Raw genomic sequence first — 24,950 nt, forward strand, 5'->3', positions numbered from 1 at the left:
TTTTTAAACTACGACTCATAAACGCACCATACAAGCTATCTCTCTATTATATGCAACTTCACATAAAATTGGTATTACTGAATGAAGAGTTTGATAATGGCAATGCTGATACCAAAACAGATACTCTAAAGCTTATAGGTGCAACAAAGAATGCCGCAGCTATTCCTATCTTGATCCGTGCTTTATCAGAGAGTGATTGGATCGTTCGCTCAGAAGCAGTTTCCCAAATACGTTTACTAGGAATATGGCTAGATTCCGATGTGTTAGAGGATGGTGTAACGGCTCTTATCCATATGCTGCAAAGTGATCCAGAAAACTCGGTTCGTTCTAGTGCTGCAATTTCTTTAGGAGGGATGGGTCACATACGAGCAGTACCAGTTCTCATCGAGGCTTTATCTAAGGATAATCTGGTTGTACGTTCTTCTGCTGCTTATGCTTTGGGCCGGCTTCAGGATCGTTCAGCTATTAGCGAACTTATCCGATCTCTACAAGATGAGGATTATGTTTGTGAAGCAGCTATTAGATCATTACGCATCCTTGATGCAGTAGAATCATTGCCTGCTCTAAGAAAATTGTTGCAAAGGAAAGCAATTAAGGTTCGGGGGGAAGTAATATTCAGTCTGGGCTTTCTACGTAACTCTAAAGACTTACCCAATTTGCAGAAAGCTTTGAAGGACAAAGAATTCTCTATCCGTCTTTATGCGGCTTACTCATTAAGTGAATTAAACAATCGCAAAGGGATACCTATTTTAGAAGAGGCCCTAAAAAATGGAAACAAAGATACTCGTAAACTAGCGCTTGGTGGACTGAAAAACTTTCATGGAAAAGTTGGTTTGTCCAGTATTGTTTCAACAGCATTCACAGATGATGAATACTCTATCCGAAAGGAGGCAGTTGACTTTCTAGAAGCTTTTAAAGAGAGTCAAGAAATAGTCAATGAACTCAAGAAGGCTCTTAATAACCTAAATGAAGATATTTGTAGAAACGCGATGGATGCTGCCAAGACAATAGGTAATGCTGAAATCCTATCTCGTTTGAGACAACTTGCAGAAATAATTACAGTTGTTGAAAGACCTTTGGAGGCGATCGCTGCCATTCAATCACGCGGCAGCTTCTACAACTACGAAATTTATCAGCAAGCCCAGGAAGCAGATAATTTAGGATTGGAAGATGATTTAATCAGGAATTTATACAAAGACATAGATAAAGTAATCTCTCAAATTCAAGAAAATCCGGAACTGCGCCAGAACGACAAGGAAGATCGACTGACTATAGACATCGTGAATCAATTGCGTATTTTAGGGTATGATGTATCACATGAAACAAAAATTGGTGGTCATGTTGACATTGTTGTTAGAAAAAATGATTTATTATGGCTTGGAGAAGCCAAAATCTATAGTGGCAATAATAATTTATGGCAAGGGTTTGAACAACTCGTTACAAGATACTCAACCGGTGATTCTAATCAAGAAAATGGTGGTTTATTAATTTATATTCTTCGTCATGAAGACGCAAGCTCAATTATGCAAAAATGGCAAAATTACTTGCTTCAACAAAGCTTGCCAGATTTTAGTTTCAGACCTTGCACAATGAGAAGCCTAGCTTTTATATCAACTCATAAACATGAAAGATCAGGTCAAGCTTTTCATGTCAGACATATCCCAGTCATGCTTCATTTTGATCCCAAAGATAAAAGTGGACGAGCTAGAAAAACATCACCTTAAATCGCAAAAACTCAATCAGGAGAGCGATACTTGTACAGATAGCGATCGCACTTATCGCCATCCTACGATTCCATCAACGATCGCCCCCACAGAAAATCACCCTCACTCAGCGCTGGTATAGACTGCACTGAATAATCTATCGCCCAATCTCAAGCTGCCTCCTGATAAACTTCACCCAAAACCTCAGATAAATTTACAACAGGTTCTTTATCTCCTGACATATCTTTAACTTTATCGTCTTAAAAAAGCTTCAAAAGAAAAACAACGCACCGATCGCCTAGCAGCCAAATTGCGCGAAATGGGGATTAATCCTGATGAGGTGTGATTGTTTTTAGATTGTTAAATGGGGTACAATCGCACTTTTTAAACAGCAGAAATATCAGAAGCCCCAAAAGACCGATCGCTCCCCTCATCTATCTCTCAATATTAAGATTTCCTTAGTTGCTGCGGTGGCGCACAGAAATCGGTGATACAATCAACAGCTTAGCTAGGGGTGCCCGAATATCCGGGCTGAGAAAACACCCTTAGAACCTGAGTCTGGGTAATACCAGCGGAGGGAAGCTGTTTATCAAGGAAATTAAATATGCGTACCGAATGGATCGCTAAGCGTCAGGGCCAGAGCAATGTATCTCAAATGCACTACGCCCGCCAAGGTGTAATTACTGAGGAAATGCACTTTGTTGCTAAGCGAGAAAATCTCCCGCCAGAACTTATCCGCGCCGAAGTAGCGCGGGGACGGATGATTATTCCCGCTAATATCAATCACCCGAATTTGGAACCGATGGCGATCGGCATTGCCTCTAAATGCAAAGTCAATGCTAATATCGGTGCATCTCCCAACTCTTCCAATATGGAAGAAGAAGTTGACAAGCTTAAACTAGCAGTGAAATACGGCGCTGATACCGTGATGGACTTGTCCACCGGCGGCGGCAATTTGGATGAAATTCGCACTACGATTATCAAAGCTTCACCGGTGCCGATCGGTACTGTACCAATTTACCAAGCTTTAGAAAGCGTTCACGGTAATATGGAAAGTCTGACGGCGAATGACTTTCTTCACATCATTGACAAACACGCTCAACAAGGTGTTGATTACCAAACAATTCACGCCGGAATTTTGATCGAGCATTTGCCGTTGGTGAGAAATCGGATTACGGGGATTGTCTCTCGCGGCGGCGGCATCTTGGCGCGGTGGATGCTGCATCACCACAAACAAAATCCCCTCTACACTCACTTTAACGACATCATTGAAATCTTCAAAAAATACGATGTTTCGTTTAGTTTGGGAGATTCTCTGCGTCCCGGTTGCACTCACGATGCGTCGGATGAAGCTCAATTAGCTGAACTCAAAACTTTGGGACAATTAACTCGCAAAGCTTGGGAACATGACGTGCAGGTAATGGTGGAAGGCCCCGGTCACGTGCCGATGGATCAAATTGAGTTTAATGTCAAGAAACAAATGGAGGAATGTTCGGAAGCACCCTTCTATGTTTTGGGGCCGTTGGTGACAGATATTGCGCCTGGATACGACCACATTACCTCAGCAATTGGGGCGGCGATGGCTGGCTGGTACGGTACTGCAATGCTGTGTTACGTGACGCCGAAGGAACACTTAGGATTGCCGAATGCTGAGGATGTCCGAAACGGGCTGATTGCTTACAAAATCGCTGCTCACGCTGCGGATATTGCGCGGGGCCGTCCGGGTGCGCGCGATCGCGATGATGAACTCTCGAAAGCGCGTTACAATTTCGATTGGAACCGTCAATTTGAGCTGTCATTAGATCCAGAACGGGCAAAGGAATATCACGACGAAACTTTGCCGGCGGATATCTACAAAACTGCTGAATTCTGTTCGATGTGCGGCCCTAAGTTCTGTCCGATGCAGACTAAGGTTGATGCCGATGCTTTGACGGAATTAGAGAAGTTTTTGGCTAAGGAACCTGTAGCCCAAAGCTAATTGGATTAATTCGTAGCGTGCTGATGGCGCACCTTACTTAATTGTCAACCTGTGCGTTTTTTGTGGGGCGGGCATCCTGCTCGCCCAAAACTATGGTGCTGATGGCGCACATTACTTAAGGTTATATTAAAAGGAGTTTCCGACAAGGAGACTTGCCATGTTCCTTTGCAGGTACTTTTTTTGTTACCAAGGAATCCAGAATTTTATCGAGATTGGGATGAGCAAAAAAAGTAGCTATTTGCTCTTCAGTTAATAGCATACCATCTGGGTCATGCCCAAATTCTTTATTTCGCCTTGTCAATATAAAACTCTTCATCAACTCAATTTCGTCTAAACTGCACTCGCCTCGCAAACCCAGTTCCCAAGAATGAAGAAAATTGGCACCTCGATAGTCAATTAGCAGCCTACCCTGTACTGGTAAACTAACTGAGCGTCGAGATTCATTTCGCTGCTTAAGAGGCATTCCGTTTCCATCTTCAAGGAACGAGCGGCGGATTCAAACGCTAATCTCATGCCGCCTATTCCTGAGAATAAGTCCATAAAACGGATTTTTTTTAGGGTCATTAAGTCGGCGGTAAAAGCTTATATTTGGTACTATTTGTCAGTCGAGGCATAGCCTCTAGATATTCATTACCAGGCAGAGCCTGGTAAGCAGAAATTTTAAATTCGTACGGTGCGTTAACGCAGTGTAACGCACCGCCCGCCTAATGCAGCAGCATTTGAGCTAATTAAAAGACTGCATTTGAGCTAAGTAAAAAATTTACCTGGATATGTTAGCTTGCGCTGTCTGTTGGCACTTTGAAAGAATGCGCCGATCGTTTGAGCTAATTGTGCGAATAGAATGCAGGTTTGTTAGCTGAGTATTGATTTCAACTGTTTGAATTTTTCCGGCTGAGATTGCCTTCCCGGACAGTGTATTTCCCTGAATTTTACCCGTGAAGCACGCAAAGTCCGATCGCGGCGCGTAAATTGCACCAACCACCCGATCGTTCTGGCGTTGAAACACGATATAGTTTTGAAGAACTTGGTTGGGCTGTGGCGAATCTCCGTACAGGTAAATACCATCTGGCAAAGCCGCAACATTAGTCTTAGATGGATTTTGTTGTGCTTGAAGCGGTTGTTGCTGAATCCCAACACCAATTAGTGTCAGAGGACAAATAAAGGCTGTTGCCAGTAGTTTCCATTTCTGTTTAATAGATGCAGGTAAAATCATTTACTGCTTCTCCTTGCGCCAGGTCATATAATCATATTAAAACAGTCTTCTCTAGTTAATACCTCACTCAGGTTATAAATTAGCTCTGCTAAAATCTGCCTATTGGTAGAGACTCTAAAGCTGAAGCTTGCGCTTGCTTAGCACCGAAAACTTTATTTGCCATTGTCCTCCAATTACCTGAGCTGATATTGATAAAATTAGAGCGGGCATCGTTTCTAATCCCACCGAATAAAACACCGATTTCCTCACTTCAAATGGAGGCAGATCCTCTAGATATTCATTACCAGGCAGAGCCTGGTAAGGAGAAAAAAACATCTTGAAAACTCTTGTGGAAGAAGCCCGAAAGCCGGTTCAGGAAAATGGTAATCTTCGGTCAGTTCGATCGCACTTTTGCCTATTTTTTGCTAGCCATCCACTTTTGAAGATCATTAATCGTAAAAACTGTTTCAAAGTCCAATCCAACAGAGCGATAAAACTCCGCACCACCTTGCTCTCTGTCAATCAGCGACAACACGCGATCGACTTTATAACCCGCACCTCGCAACCGTTCCACCGCCTGCATCGCCGACTTCCCCGTCGTTACCACATCCTCCAAAACCGCCACATTCGTCCCCTCTGGCAACAGCGGCCCCTCAATATACGCCATTGTCCCGTGTCCCTTCGTCTCCTTCCTGACAATTAGCGCCGGAATCGATCGACCTTCGAGAGCCGAAACCACACTCACCGCAGTTACAATCGGGTCAGCACCCAAAGTCAAACCGCCCACAGCTTCCACATCCGACGACAGCATCGACAACAGCAAACGCCCCGTTGCCAAAGCACCTTCAGCGTGCAGCGTCACCGGTTTGCAGTTAATGTAATAAGAACTTTTCTGCCCCGAAGACAGCACAAAATCGCCTTCGCGATAGGCAAACTCGCACAACAAATCTAGAAGTCGATCGCGCAACACCTTTAAATCAGCAGCATTCATAACTCACACCGTGTAAAAAACACAAATAATCCGTCGATAATCAGTTTATATTGGAATCGGAATTAATTAAGGAGGCCCAAATATATGAGTCAAAAGTTAAAAAGCCTGAGCGGCGCGTTGATTCTCGCTGTCGCCTCTGCCGCAATGGCATCCGTCAAACCAGCTCAAGCACAAACAGAGCGATTTCACCCGATTGCTGACGACTTCAACCGACAATACTTTGAAGCTTCAGGAGACTTTTACCACAACGTCAGCTTGCAAGGTTACTTGGGCGACTATTTAGGCATCGGTTCCCCCAGCGGCGTCGTTGCCTTTCCCGAAAAAGAAATTGAGCGGGATGCTAGTCGCGTCAACGGATTCTACCGCAGAGTAATGCAGCGGCAAGTTTCCAGCGATCCGATTCTCCGCGTCCCAGATGCCGTCAATCCCTTCGATGCCTCAGTCATGGCACTCCCTGCTGCTTGCCAGCTAGGACCTCAACCAAGCGGCTGTTTCCCTACTCCCGCCGGACTCCAAGATCAGTTTACACTTCCAACACAGCAGGAAGGTTCACCGACTGATGCAGGGCCCGTTAGAGGACTTTATCAAGTATCGCCCCCTGGCCAAAATTAATCGATCGACAGTTGCGAGTTTTGAGCCGAGGCGGGTTTACTCAATCTCTGATTTGTATTAGAGAGAAAGCCTCAACCCGCCCCAAAAGCTCATATTTTGGCAATCCTTGCGGTAAACGCGCAACTGACTTTTTTGTAAATATTGCGGTTATTTTACAGGAATAAATATTATCCAATATTTATCAAACAATGCTGCCATCAGGCATGATTGTTCTTTTCAAAATAGCTTCGCCCAGATTAGCTCCCGCCAAGTTCGCTCCCCTGAGATTTGCCCCGGTCAAATTCGCCCCTCTCAAATCAGCTTTGCCAAGGTTTGCCCACCGGAAATCTGCCGCGCTCAACTCTGCAAAACTGAGATTTGCCCTAAAAAGATATGCTGCAGTGAAGTGAGCTTCCCCGAGGTTAGCTTTAGAGAAATTGGCTGCATAGCAATGTGCTTCAATCAATTCGGCTTGAGTGAGATTGGCTTGACTGAGATTAGCAAAATTGAGGTTCGCGCCCATCGCATTAGCTCCAGACATCACCGCACCGATTAAATTCGCATCACCGAAATCGGTTTGTTGGAGATTAGCAGCGGTGAGGTCAGATCCAATTAAATTAGCACCGCTCAAATCAGCTCCCTTGAGGTCGGCCGCTCGGAGGTTAGTTCCAGTTAAATTAGCTTTAATTAAATTAGTTTCGAGCAGTTGCGCTCCGGCAAGATTTGCTAAACTAAAATTAGATTCGGCGAGGTTTGCCGAAATTAATTTAGCCTTAAACAAGTCTGTTTTAAAAAGGTTTGAGCGCCAAAGATGCGCGCCTCTGAGATTTGCTTCCGCGAGGTTAGCTTCGCTGAGATCCGGTTCTATATTTGGGTTGAGACTTCTCCATTCAATCCAAGTAACTGCACCTTTTTTTAACAGCGCTAAATGCTGTGTATTTGCCATAATTGCATCTCCTTTAACGGCTATTCCTTGCGACCAAAAATTGTTGGATTTTCTCGACCCGTCACGTTTTCCACCGCCGCAATTGCTGCCTGGGAACCTGCTATAATATCTCGTTCTGCGCCGCCGAGGTAAAGCCGTCCGAAACTGCCTACAGCCTGAACCTCTAAGATGTTAATAGATGCGCCTTTTTCTGCTTCATTGGCCGCCAGCGCTGCATAAGCAGCGGGTTCTACTTCTAAGACGTAAAGCGTTTGTCCCGCCAGCAGCAACTGTCCGCGGCGGGTGCGGTTGATTAATTGTGTTTGGTGAGGGTCAATGTTGCGAATAATTTGACTGGAAATCACTCGCGGTTTGATACCTTCTTCTCTGCGGACTCCCATAAATTCTAGAATTGCTTTGCCTGCTGCCCGGGTTTCCCCCTGCTGACCCGAGTGTACTTCCAGAAGGCCGTACAAGCGTTCGACTATTTGCACTCCCGGGCGCACGGAGGCAGATTTGAGGGCGACATCGGTAATTCGGTTAATTTCGATACCGGGGGAGATTTCTATCCACAGCGACGCATCCCCTGGCAGCGGCAAGAATCCGGCGGCGATGGTGCCGATGTATGCTGCGTGCTGTGGCTGCAAGTTGTCTAGAAATACGTAGCTGCGTAGCTCTATACCCAAAAGTTTTTATCTCCGTCGATCGAGTTTCAACACTTATCTGTGCAATATCTGAGTTTACCTTTTTTTGTCAACAACACCTTGTCTATTGTCGAGAGTGCCGGAGTGCCTCACAACCGAGTCAGGTGTCAGACCCGCGATTTCTAGTGCTGGAGTGCCTCTGCGAGCAATCTTTAATTTTGTGCGCCTGCTAAAAATTTGATATCAATCTCTAGTTATAGGTGGAACATAACCATCTTTACTGCTAGAGGTGGATTTAACTTTAAAAGCCAATCGATATAGTTTTGATAGTTAAAGATTTTAGCCAACAGAGAGCATTTGAATTATGAAACGTTCTGATTTATCCAAAGCAATCGGTGCAGGTATTATAGCTGCTGGGTTAGCCATAGCACCAGCTCATCTGCCTGCTTCAGCTCAGACAGATACAACTGGCGGTACTAACAACACTACAACCACCACCACTCCTCGCTCCGATGTCTACAATGCTGAAACAGATCGCGATTTTGATTGGGGATGGTTGGGATTGCTAGGCTTGTCTGGTTTGTTGGGTTTGATTCCCCGCAAACGCGAAGAAAATGTCCGCTATACAACTACAACGACTGATCGCGAGCCCGCCGTGCGAAGTGACTACCGCTAAGAATAGAGTCTTAGGGCTGTGGCCATCATGCAGGGACAGGATGTTTTAACCTGTCCGGTCAGCACCAATAATCATCAAAAAACCTCCCTACTGTGAGGTTTTTTTGTTTGAAATGATGCGCGATCGAACGACAATAAAATTGGTTACATCTAATATCTTGTACCATTTTCCTGAATAGGCTTTCCGGCCTGCTCCAAAACAGACGAATTTTATTGTGCGCCATTGCTCCTACCCCGTCAATAAAACGCTGATTGAAAAGGGTGCAATATCTCAGATGTAACCGGAATTGAGATTATTAACTTCTTCCCTTCTTCCTACCCTTCGGGAACGGCTTCGCCGAACGCGTTCTTTGCGCCTTCGCGGTTAGTTAAATAAAGACTTTTCCGACAAAAAAATACTTTAAATAATGTTTTTGCCCGATCGATCAAGTACCTCCCCAATCGCCTGCACCAACTTGTCGGGGTCTAAAGGCTTAGAAATGTGGCGCTGGAACCCCGCAGCCAGGGCCTGCTGATAGTCAATCTCTCCAGCATAAGCTGTGAGGGCGATCGCCGGAATCCGTCCCCCTTTGTCCGGCGCCAGAGCCCGAACCTGTCGCATTAACATATAACCGTCGGTGTAGGGCATTCCAATATCGCTCAACAGCAAATCCGGCACAGACTCAGTTAAAACCGCCAAGGCATCGGCGGCGCTAGCAACTGCTGTAACACTTGCCCCACAATCCTCAAGCAGAAAAACCACTAAATCTAGCGCATCGGCCTCATCATCCACCGCTAACACGCTGATACCGCTCAAATTGAAGGATTGATCCGGCGCCGCAGTTCCCGCAGGACTTGTCTGAGATGGCATCGGCATCAGAGGTATCCTGACGGTCAAGGTTGCACCTTTTCCTTCGCCGGGACTGTCGGATTTCACCGTGCCGCCGTGGAGTTCGACGAGATGGCGGACGATCGCCAATCCTAAACCCAATCCGCCAAACTTGCGCGTCATCGTGCTGTCAGCTTGCCGGAAGTAGTCGAATACATAGGGCAGAAAATCAGGTTCGATACCTTTTCCAGTATCAGTTACAGTAATTTGGGCGTTCGTGTCCACCCGCTCGAGAACAACTTGGATTTTGCCTCCCGGCGGGGTGAACTTGACCGCATTTGACAGCAAATTCCAGACTACCTGCTGAAGTTTGCCCGCATCGCCCAACACCGGGCCGAGATTCGGTGCAAATTGAGTCCTGATTTGAATCGACTTGACTTCGGCAGCCAGACGCACCGTTTCAATACCAGCGCCGATCACCCCAACTAAATCCACAGGTGCAATATTCAAGCTGACCTTGCCTTGGAGAATCCCCGACACGTCGAGCAAATCTTCGATAAGCTGGGTTTGCAGTTTGGCGTTGCGCTCGATCGTCTCTAAGGCATAACGCTGCTTTTCCGGTGTCAGAACGTTCGATCGCAGCAGCTTCGTCCAGCCCATAATCGGGTTTAAGGGAGTCCGCAATTCGTGGGACAAAACAGCCAAAAATTCGTCTTTGACGCGGTTAGCCTGTTCTGCTTCTTCGCGCGCTGCCTTTTCCCGTGCTAGAAGGCGTTCCCGTTCCGCTTCTGCAACTTTGCGATCGGTAATGTCAGTGTTAGTGCCACACCAGCGCAGCACCTTGCCTTGCTCGTCGCGGATCGCCACGGCGCAAGAGAGAAACCAGCGGTACGAGCCGTCTTTGCCGCGCAAGGGGAAAGTATCTTCCCAGAGTTCGCCTGTTTCAATGCAGCGCCTAAATTTTTCGACAACGCGATCGAGGTGTTCCGGGTGGTGTACCAGTTGCCAGCCCCAGCCTAGCATTTCTTCTAGCGTTGTGCCCGTGTACTCAAACCAGCGCTGGTTATACCATAAACTCCCGCCAGTGGGATCTGTGATCCAGGCCAACTGAGCGATGTTGTCCGCGAGAGCGCGGAACCGAGCCTCGCTTTCGTGCAGATCGTGCACGACTCGCGCGTGCAGGATGACCGCCCAGAGGCGAGCCACCACTTCTTGCATCAGCCAAACTTCATCGGCCCGCCAGTGCCGAACCACCTTTGAGGTCACCACCAAAAGAGCAACCCAGCGCCCTTCCTGAAGGCAGGGAACATCGACCAAAGCGCGAATGGACACGGCACCGTAGTTATCGAATAAATGCGCTGTATGCTGGTCATTAGCGATATCTGAGATGACAAGTGTTTGACCTGCCATAGAGAGAGCTTTCAGTTCTGGGGTCTTAAAGTCTGAGATTTGATAGGTGCCAGCGGCGCTGGGAAGGTCGGACTGGTGCCAGTCTTGCCGGACAATTGCCCGATCGGCTTCTACATCGATTTCGTGCCATATGCAGCGATGAGCCTGTAAATATTCTCCCAGACTGTTCATCGCTTCCCACAACATTTCTGCAGGGTTGAAGCACTGCCGCAAGCGGACTTCGAGTTCAGAGAGAAACTGCTCGTTGAGTTGGGCTTGTTTGCGATCGTGAATATCGGTGTTTGTGCCGATCCACTCGACAATTTCGCCCCCTGCGCCGCGAATTGGGATGGCGCGGGACAAATGCCAGCGTTCCATTTGGTCTGCTGCCCGCTGCAGGCGCAGCTCAACTTGATAAACTTCTCCGGTGATTAGACATTCTTCCCAGCGGGCCCAAGATTCTGCCAAATCCGAGGGTGGGACTAAGGATTCCCAATTGTTTTGAGTGGCTTCCTCGTAAGACATCCCCAGATATTCCGACCATTTTTGTTGATTGGTAAAGCGAATTTCCCCGGCGGAGCTTACGTTCCAAATCAGGTGGGGCAGCGACTCAGCCAGAAAACGGAAGCGGCGGTCGCTTTCTGCTAAGCTTTCTTCTGCTCGTTTGCGATCGTCAATATCGATGGCGATCCCGGCCCATTGCACCACCTGTCCCCCCCTGTCTTGGACGGGCACAAGCCGCGCTAGATGCCAGCGGTAAGTACCATCAAACCTGCGTACCCGACACTCGAATTCGTAGGGTTCCCCTGCTTTAATCGCCTTGGTGCGCGTGCCGACAACTGCTGGCAGATCCTCAGGATGAAATAATTGCAGCACCGGTGCAGCCAGCGGCAATTCTGGCCTCATGCCCGTGTAGCTTTGCCAGTGTTGGTTGCAAAACTCTAACCTGCCGTCGGCGGTGTTGATCCACATTAATTCTGGGACGCCATCGGCGAGGGTGCGGTAGCGATTTTCGCTTTGCCGCAGTGCTTCTTCTATTTGCTGGCGCTCGGTTTTGTCCTGCATGATTTTCAGGAAACCTTGCACCTCGCCGCCTGCGTCGCGCAGGGGCATCACCAGTCCGCTGCCCCAAAAGCGGCTGCCGTCTTTGCGGAGGTGCCAGCGCTCGTTTTCTGCCTTTCCCTGAGTCAGGGCGATGTGCCTTTCTGCTTCCGGCTTTCTAGCAGCAGAGTCTTCTGGGGTGAAGATGATTCGTCCGTTTTGCCCGACGATTTCAGCTTCGGTATAGCCCAGTAATCTCTCCGCGCCTGCGTTCCAACTGGTAACGTGTCCGTCGGTGTCGATGGTGAAGATCGCGTAGTCTTTGGCGCTGTCGAGAATCAACTGCAGGTGGGTTTCACGATCGCGCAGTGCTGCTTCTGCTTGTTTGCGTTTGGTAATGTCGGTTGTGAAGCCGACAACTTTGGTCACTTCACCTTGCTGATTGCGGATCGAACAGGCGCGTTCCCAAACATCGATCCAGCGCCCGTCTTCGTGCCGGACTCGGTACTCGCTTTCGTAGCGCTCAACACTCAAGAGTTCTGCCGTCTCGGCTTGGATGCGCGCCAAATCGACGGGATGAATGCGTTCTCTCCACCACTCTGGTGTTGTCTGTGCATCCTCTGGGCAGACACCGACGATCGAGTACAGCCCCTCGGAACGGTAAACTGAGTTTGCTGCCAAATCCCACTCAAACACCAAGCCGTCGATCGCCCTTGTTGCTAATTGAAAGCGGTTGTAGCTTTCTTGCAAGGCGAGTTCGGCCATTTTGCGAGCGGTAATTTCCTGTACCACGATATGAATCCCGACAATCTGTCCGCCCCTGTCTCTGAGCGGCCACCAATTTTGCAGCCAAGTGCGAACAACAGTGGGTTGAGCCCTTGTTTCACCCGTGAGTTCAAAATTTCGGATCGGTTCTCCGGTGTCTAGAAGGTGGCGCAACAAAGGTTCGGCTGTGTCTGCCCAATCGGGGACAATTTCGCGCAGGGTGCGGCCGATGTGCATTTCTACGGTCAGGCCGTTCATTTGGGCAAACCGCTGGTTGATCCGCACGAACCGCAAATCTGTGTCTAAAACGGCCAAACCCACGGGAGTTGTTTGGTAGAGCGACTCTATCTCTAGAAGTTGACGGCGCACGGTTTGCTCGCTCTGTTGCAGGGCGAGTTCGGCTTTTTTGCGATCGGTAGCATCAAATAATACTCCGATAAACCGCACTGCTTCGCCTGCAGCGTCGTAGAGATAGCGCCCGAACGCGCTCAACCAGCGGATTTCTCCGTTGTCTGCCCGGATGATGCGGTATTCGGGGGAGTAGAGAGATCTCGTTTGCCGAGCTGTTTTGGCTGCTTGCATGACTTGCTTTAAGTCATCTGGATGGACACACTTTTGCCACACATCCGCGCTTGCTTCGCTGCCCGGTACCGGTTTGCAGCCCAAAATGCTGAAATGAGTCGCCGACCAAATTACTCGATGTGTTCGCACGTCAAAATCCCAGGTTGCCATGCCTGAGCCTTCGATGGCGACGCTCAAACGTTCTTCGCTTTGTTTCAAGGCAATTTCAGTTTGTTTGCGATCGCTGATATCTGTCAGGGAACCTACGGCCCGCAGGGGATTGCCTGACTCGTCCCAAATTGCTCGCCCTCTGGCTAAAACCCATTTGTAGCGCCCGTCGGAACAGCGAACGCGGTACTCGCAGCAGTAATGTGATGTTTCTCGATGCAAGTGCTGCTGCCAATTGCTTTGCATTATCTCCAAATCATTGGGATGAATGTAGCTCAAAAATTGGCTGAAGTTTTTGACTTCTTCGGGCCCGCGTTCCAAAATCTCTAAACAGCGATCGCTCAGGATCTGGCAATTTGTTTGCAGGTTGTGATCCCAAATCCCGTCGTTGTTGCCCTGCAAGGCTAGCTGCCAGCGTTCTTCGCTTTCTCGCAAAGCTTCTTTGGTTTGATTGGCGCGATCGATTTGTACGGCGGCAACGGCAAAGTCTGCTAGGGCGATCGCGATCTGCAAGTCTTCGGCATCGAATTGGCGATCGGAATCGTGAGATACAATCCATATTGCCCCCAGCGGTTGATTTTCTGTTTGCAGTGGCAAAACTAACGCTTCGGCGATCGGCAATTCTAGCTGCTGTAAGTCGGTAAAGTATTGTTCTGGAGCGAAGTAAAGCTGGGGAGTTTGGCGATCGAGACCTGCTCCCGACAAACGCAATTTGCGGGGTGTGTTTCTATGTTCTGCTGATTCCCACGCTCCCGCCAAGGCTTCCCAGCGAAATATTTGTTCGGAAGTTGCATTTTCTTCTAGCAAGCAGACTCCGACGCTTCCTGCCCCGCACAAATCTTTAGCGATCGCAACCAGTGTTTTGAGCAGCCTGTGCGGTGAGGTTGCCAATTGTCTAGCGAGCATTTGCAGCGCTCGGTTTTCTGCTTTTTGATCGTGCGATCGAGGGAGGCGGTGCGACAGTTCATCGGCGATCGGAATGTCGGTTAAATTAGTTTGTGGGGTTTGCCAAGCTTCCATCAATTAGTCATCTCTATGTCTTTCGGTCTGAGCTGGCGAGCGTCTATCACCACGCTGTTAAAGCATCTGCTATATTATATTATCTACCCACATACAGAATATGTGAGCTATCTTGGAAATTACTTTTTAGTTTTCAGGCTAGTTGATTGGCTTGGTTGCCTCTCCTCTTGCCGCCACAATATGCACAATTTTATTCCCGCATCGCGCTTTTTTCCATATCTGACTTGGACTGAAATTCAGTCTATGCCGGATAAGGAAAATACTGTGATAATTCTGCCGCTAGGTGCGATCGAACAGCACGGCCCTCATTTGCCTTTAATTGTAGATGCAGCAATTAGCGCGGCAGTTACAGGCCAAGCCCTGGCAAAGTTAGACGCAAATATTCCCGCATATGCTTTGCCACCTTTGTACTATGGCAAGTCGAACGAACACTGCCATTTCCCCGGTACAATTATGCTCAGTGTTCAGACACTTTTAGCAGTAATCAGTGAAATTGCTGACAGTATTTATCAGACTGGATTTCGGAAATTAGTGTTAATGAATGGTCACGGCGGACAGCCACAGGTGATGGAAATTGCGGCGCGGGATATTCATCAAAAATATCAAGATTTCTCAGTTTTTCCGCTGTTTTTGTGGCGGGTTCCGAATGTAGCTGCTGAATTATTAACTGCGAAGGAGGTGGAGTTTGGGATTCACGCGGGTGATGCAGAAACGAGTTTGATGTTGTCAATTTTACCCGAACAGGTGAAAATGGAACTGGCTGTTTGCGAGTACCCGCATGGTTTACCCAGAGACAGTTTACTGAGTATGGAAGGGAATTTGCCTTTTGCTTGGCTGACGCGAGAGTTGACTGAAAGCGGTGTATTGGGCGATGCGACGGTGGCGACGAAAGAAAAGGGATCTCGTATTCTCGAATCTCTCTCGGACGGCTGGGCACAAGTTATCAAAGATGTTTACAAATTTCGACAGCCGCGTAGTAATTAAAAATTAAGAATTAAAAATCAAAAATTGTTCTAATTCGTGTCAAAATGAGTCTAAGAAATTTTTTGAGTTGGAAAACTAACGATGAGTGTAAGTTCTAAATTGCAGCGCGTTTTTGAGCAAGGTCGCGCCCTGAAAATTATCAGCGGTTTAAATAATTTTGATGCCGCCAACGTTGCTGCTGTCGTCAAAGCAGCGGATCTCGGCGGTGCTTCCTTTGTTGATATTGCTGCCGATCGAGATTTGGTATTGATGGCAAAACAGTTGACAAATTTGCCAATTTGTGTATCGGCTGTGGAACCGGAAAAGTTTGTGCCTGCGGTAGAAGCGGGCGCTGATTTGATTGAAATTGGTAACTTTGATGCTTTCTACGCAGTAGGCCGCCGCTTTGAAGCTGAGGAAGTTTTGCAGTTGACTCGCGAAACTCGATCGCTATTTCCGAACATCACTCTTTCTGTGACAGTTCCCCACATTTTGGCACTCGACAAACAAGTGCAGTTAGCAATTGAATTAGTCAAAGCTGGGGCTAACATCATCCAAACCGAAGGTGGCACCAGCGCTCAACCAATTCACGCTGGCACCTTGGGATTAATTGAAAAAGCAGCGCCTACTTTGGCCGCAGCGTTTGAAATTTCCCGCGCCGTATCCGTCCCCGTACTCTGCGCTTCCGGTATCTCCAGCGTCACCGCACCGCTCGCTATTGGAGCCGGTGCTGCGGGTGTTGGTGTCGGTTCTGCTGTTAGCCAACTTAATAGCGAAGTGGCGATGATTGCGGCTGTTCGCAGTTTGGTTGAAGCTTTGGCTTTGGTTTCGCGATCGCACTTACCAGCTTCCATTTAATTAAGAAGGAAGTTCGGCAACGGATTCGCAAGGGCGGATGTAACGGATATTAGGGAGAAGAGAGAAGGAAGTTCGGCAACGGATTCGCAAGGGCGGATGTTAGGAATAAGGAAGAAGGAAGATTTTTCCCATCCCCCACTCTCCCCTTCTCCTACTCTTCCCCTCTTCCCCTCCCCCACTTTTCCACTTTTGCACTCTTCCTTAATAATTGAGAAACCACACGGCATAATCATCTAATAACTGATTGTTGCGGGAGATTACATCAACTGATTCTAACTCTGATAAAGGCAAAATAAACTTTTGGCGATCGTCGACGCGCTGCACTTCCACAAATATGCCTTCTTCCTGAACAACCAAATCCTCCAACCGGTTAATTGTGAATCTATCAGTATAAGAAGGTTGACTTTTTTTGAGCCGTGCATATTCTTTTTGGCTGCCGGAACCCATTGTATATTCTTCTTCCCATTCAAACTCTTCTATGCCTGTAACGTGGCACGGTAGTTGAATATTTTGCTTGATGTAATCTAGATATTTGAATGAATTTTTTATGCTGAAATCAATGTTTTTTGAACCCAAAATCTTGCTAATTTTAGTTTCAAATTGCTTGGCATTAAATGGGAGCTTTTCCTCGATATGCGCTAAAATTTCTGGATCGAACCCCGATCTCAATTCGGATAATTCCTCCAGCAGGCGCTGGAAGTCGTTTACCGGTTTGGGTCTTCTGCCTGCTACAATGGTTTCATCAAGCTGAACTGGAGGAAGGTCGGATTGTGAAGAAAGGGATTTGCTTTGATCGGGGCGATCCTCAAATTTAGATTGGTTAACTTTAGACTTGTTAACTTTAGGCTGGTTAAGTTTAGGCTTGTTAAATTTAGGCATCGCTCGGTCTCGCTGGCTCGGTTTATCAATAAAGTATATCTTGGCAGAAGTACATTCGTGTCTAATAGGAGGAAGCTATTATGCAACTACTGAAATCACCTGATGAATCGCCAGTCTATCAAGGACAATTCGGCGAATTTACGATTACTCAAAACGATCGCACGGGAGTGTTGATTTACCGCGCTGGATTGGGGGTGGCGGCGCTGTGTTTTGCGATCGGCACTACTCTGGTTCTACAACAGGGCGACAACCCGATGGCAATCCAAGCTGTAACGCCTGTTTTTGCTTGTTTCTGGATAGCTTTAGGCGTCAGCTTGGCAACTATTCACATTTACATGATTGCGCTGCATCGAACACTACAGACGTTTTGGGCGATCGGCGGCGCGGCAGCATTGTTTGTAGCGTTACAAAGCAGCCAACCTCTAGCTTTAGCAGTGTACGAACATCCCGCCACGTTGTGGGGAATTGGCTTTACTTTTGCCGCCTTAAATGGCATTTATTTTAAGGAAGCATTCTGCTTTAATCGCCTAGAAACCAAGTTTTTGACTCCCGGAGTTCCTCTTTTAATTTTAGGACATATTTTCGGCTTTTTGTCAGCCGAAAATGAACAGTTTTTGCTGGCTATTTGGGCGGCTTTGTTTATCATCTTTGCTGTACGCAAGTTTTTTCAACCGATGCCGCAGGATATCGGGGATAAAAGCGTTTTTGAGTATCTGAAACACAAATAATTTGGGAAGGGGGCATAGGGAATGGGACATGGGGCCGAAGAGCAATTGGATCGATCTCTCACTGTCCCACTATTTCCATTTTCCTGAAACCATTGGTATTGTGGCTTCTTCCATCTTCACATTAATTTTCTTCCTTATGCTCTAAAATGAGAATTCGTTTAATCCGTCGTCGAAAAATCTGGGCAATTACTAGGGAAGGTTGGGTAATTGCAAGCGCGGGGTTGATAATTTTAATGCTCTTAATTATTACAAATATCCATCCATTTTTGGGTGTAAATGCGCCGATTAAAGCAGATATTTTGGTTGTCGAAGGTTGGTTGCCGGATTATGCGATCGAAAGTGCGATCGCCGAATTCAAAAAAGGCGAATATCGCCAATTAATTACCACAGGAGTTCCTTTAAGTAAAGGTTACTATCTCGCTGAATATAAAAATTATGCGGAACTGACGGCAGCGACTTGTATTGCGCTAGGATTTGATAAAAACAAATTAGTAGCAGTACCAGCAGCGAGTGTTGTGAAACACCGCACGGCTGCTTCTGCGATCGCACTTCGGGATTGGTTTTCTACTTCAGGTTTAAAAGTTAACTCAATTAATCTTTATTCCTTTGGCCCTCATGCCCGCAGAAGTTGGATTGTATTTAAAGAAGTGCTGAATCCTGAGATTAAAGTCGGCATTATAGCGGCGGAACCGCAAGATTACAACCCACAAGAATGGTGGAAATCCAGCGAAGGTTTTCGGACAGTAGTAGGAGAAATTATTGCTTATATTTATGCCCGTTTCGTAGATTGGAAAACCTAGCCAGTAATTGTCAACTTCCCTCTTAATTCTCTTCGCGTTCTTCGCGCCTTTGCGGTTCGTAAAAAAATATTATATAACAGTTTTAAATCTGTAGAAATACAGGACACGGCAGTGCTGTTTCCCTACCCAGTCATCTGTAGAAATACAGGACACGGCAGTGCCATTTCTTTACCCTGGCATCTGTGGAAATACAGTACAAGGCAGTGCCGTTTCCCTACTATATTCATTCAACCAAAAATGATAAAATTATTCTCAGATAAGTTGAGGGCAACTCGTTGTTAGAAGAACGCGCTTACTGGTTAGCATGGTCACAAATTAACGGTGTCGGGCCGATTTTGTTGCAAAGATTGCACCAAACTTTCAATAGTTTGGCAGAAGCTTGGACGGCAAAATCAGTAGATTTAATGCGAATCGAAGGGTTCGGCAAGCAGATAATTGAAACCATTGTGCAAGAACGCACTAAACTCAATCCGGAAGAATTTATCGAAAAACATCTTATAAAAAATCCCTGTTTTTGGACGCCCGCAGATCCAGATTATCCCCGCTTATTATTGGAAATTCCCAATCCGCCACCAGTGTTGTATTATAGTGGTAATGTCGATCGCAAAGAGAATCAAGGAATTACGCCGACAGTGGCAATGGTTGGTACTCGCAGCCCTTCGGAATACGGCAGAAGGTGGACTCGCAAAATTAGTACGGCTTTGGCTAAAAGTGGTTTTACTGTGGTTTCGGGATTGGCTGCGGGCATTGATACAGAGGCTCATACAGCCTGTTTGGAGGCGGGAGGAAGGACTTTTGCAGTGGTGGGGACGGGAGTAGATATTGTATATCCTAAACAAAATGAGAGGTTGTGCGATCGCATTTTGCAGCAGGGATTGGTAATTAGTGAATATCCGGCGGGCACTCAACCGAATAAAACTAATTTTCCCCGCCGAAATCGCATAATTGCTGGCTTAAGTCGCGCTACAATCGTGATAGAGGCTCCCCATAAATCGGGTGCTTTAATTACTGCTTATCAAGCGAATGATTTTTGCCGCGATGTGTATGTTTTGACCGGCAGATTGGATGATGAGCGTTCTTTTGGTTGTTTGGAGTTGCTGAGTAAAGGTGCTCATCCTATTCTGCCAAATAGCGATCGAATGTTAAGCGAAGACAGGTTGTTGGAAATGCTCGGAGCTATGCCAAAATTGGATAATGCCGAGCAGTTGTCGCTGTTTCCCCCAAATCCGACGGTTGAGAAGCAAGGGCCGCCGTTGGAGCCGGAATTGGCTAAGGTGTTAAGTGCGATCGCATCTGGGCCGAGTTCTTTTGATACAATTGTGGAAGCAGCGGGGTTAGAAGCGGGAAGAGTTTCTAGTATACTTTTGCAGTTGGAATTGTTGGGATTAGTTTCGCAGTTACCAGGAATGCGATATCAGCGATGCTGATGTGAAAAAAACTCGGCGGTTAAAACCGCGTCTACACAGACAAAATCCGCCTGCGCGGATTGAAGATTATTCGGCGGTTTCAACCGCCGAGTGAATATGGCCAGGGGATAAGGGGTTGCTCCCCCGGCGCATTCAATCTCAAATCAATCCGAAATTAACGGCACTAATATTGCTAGCAGAAACACCACCCAGAGAAGCTAAAATCTCCCCTGTTTGAGCAAACCGGATTAATGTCGCGCCACTATCTTGACTAATCGCCAATTGCGAGAAACTCAACCCGTTACCCAATACTAACAAGTCTTTACCGACTTCAAAATCAGTAATAGTATCAGTACCCGAATTGGTAGAGAGTAAGAACTTATCTACTCCCATTCCTCCTATCAAACTATCAACTCCCAAACCGCCCGTGAGCAAATCATCGCCCTTACCTCCGTAAAGAATATCATTACCATCATCGCCATTCAAAATGTCAGCACCGCGATCGGCAAACAAGGCATCATCACCGCTACTTCCCAGGATTGTATCGCTACCTTTGCCACCGAAAAGTGTGTCATTTCCCAGATTTCCATCGAGGGAATCATTGCCCCTCATCCCCATCAACACATTATTCCCGCTGTCGCCCGTCAGGATATCCTCGCCATTTGTACCGAGAATTGCAGTCGGGGAAGTGCTGCCCAAATCAGCATCGCCGCTGACAACAGGAGTGGCAATCCCAGTCGGCAATACTACAGCTTCAACTCTGCTATCTAAAGCAGTACCAGTATTGTCCGCAACTACCTGGGAAATTGGTTTATTTCCTGTACCAGCTTCTTTGAATTCTTGAGTGGTTGGGCCCAAGGCTACTTGTTGGAGGCGGGCAAGTGATTCAGGAATTGATGTTCCTGTTGGGTTGGAGACAGCCGCATCAATGCGCTGATTGGCTGTTGCCATTACTGTCGCGGATTGCGATGTAATTTGGGTGACTGTTTGACTGTTGAAACTGGGGTCTATTTGCTGGATTTTGGCGACAGCTTGCTGAATGATTGGTTCTAAAGCTGCGGCATTGCTGAGATTTAAGACTGTACCGGATTGAATTTGAGCCGTAATTGAACTGACAACAGCTTTGACAATATCAATATTGACTGCACTGGAAGCACCGTCAATCAAAGCGCTGGTTTGAGTGATGAAGTTTTGGACTTTCACCATTGCGACTAAAGTTTCGACGCCGCCCGGTTGGTTGTTATTGGTAGCGAGGATCGGATCTAAGCTAGTCAGGTCAACATCAGCCGGGAGTCCAAGGGCTGCTTTGACTAAAGATTGTGCTTCTTCAGGTGCAATTCCTTTGTCGATTAAGTCGGCGACTAAGCTGGTTAGGAGGGTGACGACACTAGAATCTGGCGGTGCGGTGACTGGTGTTTCTAGGGGTAAGCCCGTGGCGGTGTCAGTGCCTCCAATTGCAACTAAATGACCTTCTTCGGGGTCGATTTCTCCGTTTTTGTTGGTGTCGAATGTCTCGAAGGGGATATTGAGATTGAAATTACCGCCGGAATCGGTTGTGGTGGATGGTTCGTTGGTGTCGAACACGCCGTTTTTGTTGGCGTCTAGGAAGAGGGTTGCACCTGAAATGTAGCCGTCAATTACTACGCCGTTGGGACCAAATTGCAGCAACATACCCTTACCCCCATATGGGTCCCTCGGGTCACCCGTATATGGACCCGTCTCGTCGTCGCTAACACTAAGACCCGCCCTGTCTGTTGCTGTTAACTTAATCCTGAACTCCTGCGGTTCAGGACTTGTGCCACTGAGTGTACGAGTCTCTGGATTGAATGTGAGCCAACTTGGCCGGGGACTGCCGTCCATCAGAGTTGCTGTGTAGGTAAGCGTGTCACCTTGATCGGGGTCTGTGAAAGTGTTCTGCGGAAATTGGTACTCGAATGTAAAGGGGTTATTGCTTACTATGGCTCCGTGATGCCAAGGGGTTGTAGTCGGGCCGTAATTGATGACAGGCTTGTTGTTGGGGTCGTTGTCCGCGATCGTCACAGTAGCACTAGAGGGATCGCCTACCTTTTGGGCATAGTAGTCAGAATCTAAAGTGATGACTACTTTCTCGTCACCTTCTACTAGCCTGTCATCGCGGACATTGACAACCATATTGACGCTGCGTTTACCGGCTGGAATGATGACTGCGCTCCGGGACGTCTCGTAAATGTCCAACTGCCGATCGGGTTCGGACTCGGAAACCAATTCATAATCTATACGGGGTATAGCAGCACTGGGTATGGGAGTGTAGCTCGGATCGTCGTATACATAATTGATCTTGAATCGGACTGTCAGCGGCTTATCTAGGCTGCCATCAGTACGAGTAATGGTGAATTTTCCGGGCTTGGGTTTTTCGACCAGCGGATCGTAGATTTCCGCCGTATTGGGCTCTGTAGCCCTGATGGTAAGCGTTGGCTTGATATCGGGAGCTGTAAAAGTTGGTCCTTTGACAAACGGTGAACCAGCGCGAGCACCATCGATCGCCTGTACACTCCATTCATAAGTTTGTGGATTGTAAGAATAATCCGGATTGTAAGGGGTATAGATTAAGTAATCTGGCTTGAGCAGAAAACTGTACTCCCCGTATAAGTAGTCCCTCGGTTGGTTGACATTCCCCAACTGCACTACTTGCCGAGTTCCGTCATCACCGGACATAGGACCAACAATGTACTCTGTAATGGGGGGCTGATCACCAGCGTTGGGATTGGGAGGAGTAGCCCAAACTTTCAGATTGTAGCTTAAACCCCGATCGGGAGTTTTAGAGTCCAGAGTTTTACCGTCGATCAAGGTACTACTGTCTACTGGACGCCAACGTAATAAAACTCCTTCTGAAGTAGTAACAGTGTTCAAAAATTCAGGTTGAGGTGCAGAGGGTCGGATGTTCGCATCAGGGGTGTTGTTGCGGTAGATTTTGACAAAGCTGCCACTGCTAGTTGAATTATCTTTTGTTGTGAGTGCAATATCTAGTCTGCCGTCCTTGTCGTAGTCTCCCCAAGAAGTCGGGCTGGAAACATTATTAGGCAGCCCTGTATTGGTGATGGATGTAAAATCGCCATACTTATCTTCGCGATTTTTATCTTGTTGGTAAACTTTGGCGATGCCACCCAAATTTTCCCATTCATTTAGCAGGATATCCAGCTTGCCATCGTTGTCGTAGTCTCCCCAAGCACCGAACTCAGCACCAGGTCCCGATGGAATCCAACGCCCCTCAAACGTAGTATCCGAATAGTTTTTGCTCTGAAGCACCGTGGTAAAGCTATAGGGCGACGACCCAACCTTCCCACCTGTTAGCAAGATATCTAGTTTGCCATCGTTGTTGGAGTCTCCGAATGCACCGTAATCAATAGGGTAGCCGGGGATTTGATTTGGCAGAAGTGGGTTGCTCTCTTCGGTAAAGCCATTGCCAGTGTTTTGATACAATTTTGCGACGTAAATTGCTAAACCTGTGTTGCCTTTTAAACCGGTGTTGCCTGCCAGCAAGATATCCTGTTTGCCATCGTTGTTGTAGTCTCCCCAAGCCGCATTGCCAATAACACCGGGCAAGTTGACTCCAGTTTCCTTCTCAAAGCTACTGCCGTCGTTACCAATAATGCCGTCGTTAAAACCAAGGCGTTCGTTGCGGAACACTTTGGCGATGTATCCTGAACTCGTGTCACCTGTGAGTACGAGATCCGGTCTGCCATCGTTGTTGTAGTCTCCCCAAGCCGCGGAACCATTGAAAATACCAGGCAGCTTTGCCCGGCCGTCTAGCAGAAATTTGGGGTCAGTCTCCTGGGTTTGGTAAGAAGGGGGCCGATTGTTCTCAATCTTTTGGTTCACGTACAGTGCGGTGATGGGGATGTAGCTCGGCGTAGCATTGGGGTTGGTCTGTGTTGGATCAGTTCTTACGCCTGTGAGCAAGATATCGAGATCACCATCATTGTCGCTGTCTCCCCAGGTAGCAGAAGGTTTGGCATCATGATTCTTCCCATTTTCCTGAATCACACCTCCATAAACGGTAGGCAGGCCTATATCAACTGGTTTAAAGCTACCGTTTTCGTTTAGTTTAAAGCTACCGTTTTCGTTGCTGTACACTTTTGGGGTGTATTGCGATCGGGGAAAAGAAAGTGAGGAGTTTTGTAAATTACCTCCTTCCATCACTAACAGATCCAAATCGCCGTCATTGTCGTAGTCTCCCCACGCATTAGGGCCGACAAAACCAGGTATCGTCAGAGCGGCGAGTTCGTTGGTGAAAACTTTATCCAAAATTTGCAATGTGGTAGAGCTTTGAGTGCCAATATCGGCATTATCCGCACGAGCGATCCGAAACGGGATTTCTTCTGTGCCCTCAGCTTGACTATCCGATAAGATGTCAATTGTGAAAGTTTTAGTATCTTCACCGGGGTTAAAGGTGACTTGACCAGAGTAACTGGAAGCAAAATTCCAATCTGTTCCCAAAGTCGCTGAAGCACCAGCAACAGGTTGTATGTACGCCCTTGAAAGGTTGCTTAGATCCCCAGTGCGAGTGATAGTAATTTCTGCCTGAACGACTCCTATGGAACTTTCCTTGACTTTGTAAGTAGGTTGGGAAAAATCTACCGTGGGAATACTAAGAATCTGATTGTTAGGTTCCGTTATTCCGAAGGGAGTTTCGTTAGAGCTCGGTATTCCGATCGGGAATATGTTTGGGTTGCCGGTTCCTGTAGTGACTGGCGGTTGCGGATTGACGATGACTGGTGGCTCGACGACTACTGGCGGCTCGACAACAGGCGGATCTACAGGCGGCTCGACAACTACTACCGGATCTACAGGCGGCTCGACAACTACTACCGGATCTACAGGCGGCT

General features: G+C 47.4%; 18 protein-coding genes and 1 riboswitch. Of the genes, 10 read left to right on the forward strand and 8 right to left on the reverse strand.

Going from position 1 to position 24,950, the window contains the following annotated elements:
* The 3 genes from QUA42_RS24945 to thiC all read left to right on the forward strand — a co-directional run.
* A partial coding sequence (locus QUA42_RS24945) for a HEAT repeat domain-containing protein (RefSeq protein ID WP_333141005.1) occupies positions 1-1,724 on the forward strand: 1,724 nt, incomplete at its 5' end.
* Entirely contained in the window at positions 1,696-1,845 is a 150-nt protein-coding gene (locus QUA42_RS24950; protein ID WP_333141007.1) for a hypothetical protein, read from the forward strand. The genes QUA42_RS24945 and QUA42_RS24950, both read left to right, overlap by 29 nt.
* A gap of 358 nt (positions 1,846-2,203) precedes the next feature.
* A riboswitch (TPP riboswitch) is annotated at positions 2,204-2,300 on the forward strand.
* 7 nt (positions 2,301-2,307) lie between these two features.
* The gene (gene thiC / locus QUA42_RS24955) at positions 2,308-3,681 is read left to right on the forward strand and encodes a phosphomethylpyrimidine synthase ThiC (RefSeq protein WP_333141009.1); all 1,374 of its coding nucleotides are present in this window, start codon (positions 2,308-2,310) and stop codon (positions 3,679-3,681) included.
* Positions 3,682-4,077: 396 nt separating this feature from the next.
* Here thiC and QUA42_RS24960 read toward each other — a convergent pair whose 3' ends face one another.
* The 3 genes from QUA42_RS24960 to pyrE all read right to left on the reverse strand — a co-directional run bounded on the left by QUA42_RS24960 (position 4,078) and on the right by pyrE (position 5,864).
* On the reverse strand, positions 4,078-4,221 hold the full coding sequence (locus QUA42_RS24960) for a DNA cytosine methyltransferase (RefSeq protein WP_333067269.1): 144 nt from the start codon (positions 4,219-4,221) through the stop codon (positions 4,078-4,080).
* Positions 4,222-4,441: 220 nt separating this feature from the next.
* A complete protein-coding gene (locus tag QUA42_RS24965; protein ID WP_333067270.1) occupies positions 4,442-4,894 on the reverse strand; it encodes a hypothetical protein in 453 nt (150 codons plus the stop codon).
* A gap of 394 nt (positions 4,895-5,288) precedes the next feature.
* On the reverse strand, positions 5,289-5,864 hold the full coding sequence (pyrE, locus tag QUA42_RS24970; protein WP_333141011.1) for an orotate phosphoribosyltransferase: 576 nt from the start codon (positions 5,862-5,864) through the stop codon (positions 5,289-5,291).
* A gap of 84 nt (positions 5,865-5,948) precedes the next feature.
* Here pyrE and QUA42_RS24975 point away from each other — a divergent pair, with 84 nt between their 5' ends.
* On the forward strand, positions 5,949-6,476 hold the full coding sequence (locus QUA42_RS24975; protein ID WP_333042583.1) for a hypothetical protein: 528 nt from the start codon (positions 5,949-5,951) through the stop codon (positions 6,474-6,476).
* Between the two features lie 181 nt (positions 6,477-6,657).
* On the opposite strand, the gene QUA42_RS24980 is transcribed toward QUA42_RS24975, so the two are convergent.
* Together QUA42_RS24980 and QUA42_RS24985 are read right to left on the reverse strand one after the other, a co-directional pair.
* On the reverse strand, positions 6,658-7,401 hold the full coding sequence (locus QUA42_RS24980) for a pentapeptide repeat-containing protein (protein ID WP_333141013.1): 744 nt from the start codon (positions 7,399-7,401) through the stop codon (positions 6,658-6,660).
* A 20-nt stretch (positions 7,402-7,421) separates the two neighbouring features.
* A complete protein-coding gene (locus QUA42_RS24985) occupies positions 7,422-8,066 on the reverse strand; it encodes a hypothetical protein (RefSeq protein ID WP_333042577.1) in 645 nt (214 codons plus the stop codon).
* Positions 8,067-8,388: 322 nt separating this feature from the next.
* Between QUA42_RS24985 and QUA42_RS24990 the strand changes: the two genes are divergently transcribed.
* Complete coding sequence (locus QUA42_RS24990; RefSeq protein ID WP_333141015.1) at positions 8,389-8,700, forward strand: WGxxGxxG family protein; 312 nt, start codon at positions 8,389-8,391, stop codon at positions 8,698-8,700.
* A 399-nt stretch (positions 8,701-9,099) separates the two neighbouring features.
* Here QUA42_RS24990 and QUA42_RS24995 read toward each other — a convergent pair whose 3' ends face one another.
* Complete coding sequence (locus QUA42_RS24995) at positions 9,100-14,451, reverse strand: PAS domain S-box protein (RefSeq protein ID WP_333141017.1); 5,352 nt, start codon at positions 14,449-14,451, stop codon at positions 9,100-9,102.
* A 180-nt stretch (positions 14,452-14,631) separates the two neighbouring features.
* Here QUA42_RS24995 and QUA42_RS25000 point away from each other — a divergent pair, with 180 nt between their 5' ends.
* Together QUA42_RS25000 and QUA42_RS25005 are read left to right on the forward strand one after the other, a co-directional pair.
* Complete coding sequence (locus tag QUA42_RS25000) at positions 14,632-15,435, forward strand: creatininase family protein (protein ID WP_333141019.1); 804 nt, start codon at positions 14,632-14,634, stop codon at positions 15,433-15,435.
* Positions 15,436-15,516: 81 nt separating this feature from the next.
* Positions 15,517-16,272, forward strand: coding sequence for a DUF561 domain-containing protein (locus QUA42_RS25005; RefSeq protein ID WP_333141021.1), 756 nt, complete (start codon positions 15,517-15,519; stop codon positions 16,270-16,272).
* 201 nt (positions 16,273-16,473) lie between these two features.
* On the opposite strand, the gene QUA42_RS25010 is transcribed toward QUA42_RS25005, so the two are convergent.
* Positions 16,474-17,151, reverse strand: coding sequence for a calcium-binding protein (locus tag QUA42_RS25010; protein ID WP_333141023.1), 678 nt, complete (start codon positions 17,149-17,151; stop codon positions 16,474-16,476).
* 80 nt (positions 17,152-17,231) lie between these two features.
* Here QUA42_RS25010 and QUA42_RS25015 point away from each other — a divergent pair, with 80 nt between their 5' ends.
* From QUA42_RS25015 to dprA, 3 genes are all read left to right on the forward strand, one after another.
* Positions 17,232-17,879 carry a DUF2301 domain-containing membrane protein gene (locus QUA42_RS25015; RefSeq protein WP_333141025.1) on the forward strand — a complete coding sequence of 216 codons (648 nt, stop codon included), beginning with the start codon at positions 17,232-17,234 and terminating at the stop codon, positions 17,877-17,879.
* A 146-nt stretch (positions 17,880-18,025) separates the two neighbouring features.
* On the forward strand, positions 18,026-18,679 hold the full coding sequence (locus QUA42_RS25020) for a YdcF family protein (RefSeq protein WP_333141027.1): 654 nt from the start codon (positions 18,026-18,028) through the stop codon (positions 18,677-18,679).
* Between the two features lie 275 nt (positions 18,680-18,954).
* Entirely contained in the window at positions 18,955-20,106 is a 1,152-nt protein-coding gene (dprA, locus tag QUA42_RS25025) for a DNA-processing protein DprA (RefSeq protein ID WP_333141029.1), read from the forward strand.
* A gap of 138 nt (positions 20,107-20,244) precedes the next feature.
* On the opposite strand, the gene QUA42_RS25030 is transcribed toward dprA, so the two are convergent.
* Positions 20,245-24,950 (reverse strand): FG-GAP-like repeat-containing protein (locus QUA42_RS25030; protein ID WP_333141031.1); only part of this gene is annotated, 4,706 nt, incomplete at its 5' end.

The sequence above is a fragment of the Microcoleus sp. Pol11C2 genome (assembly GCF_036701505.1).
Taxonomy (GTDB): domain Bacteria; phylum Cyanobacteriota; class Cyanobacteriia; order Cyanobacteriales; family Microcoleaceae; genus Microcoleus.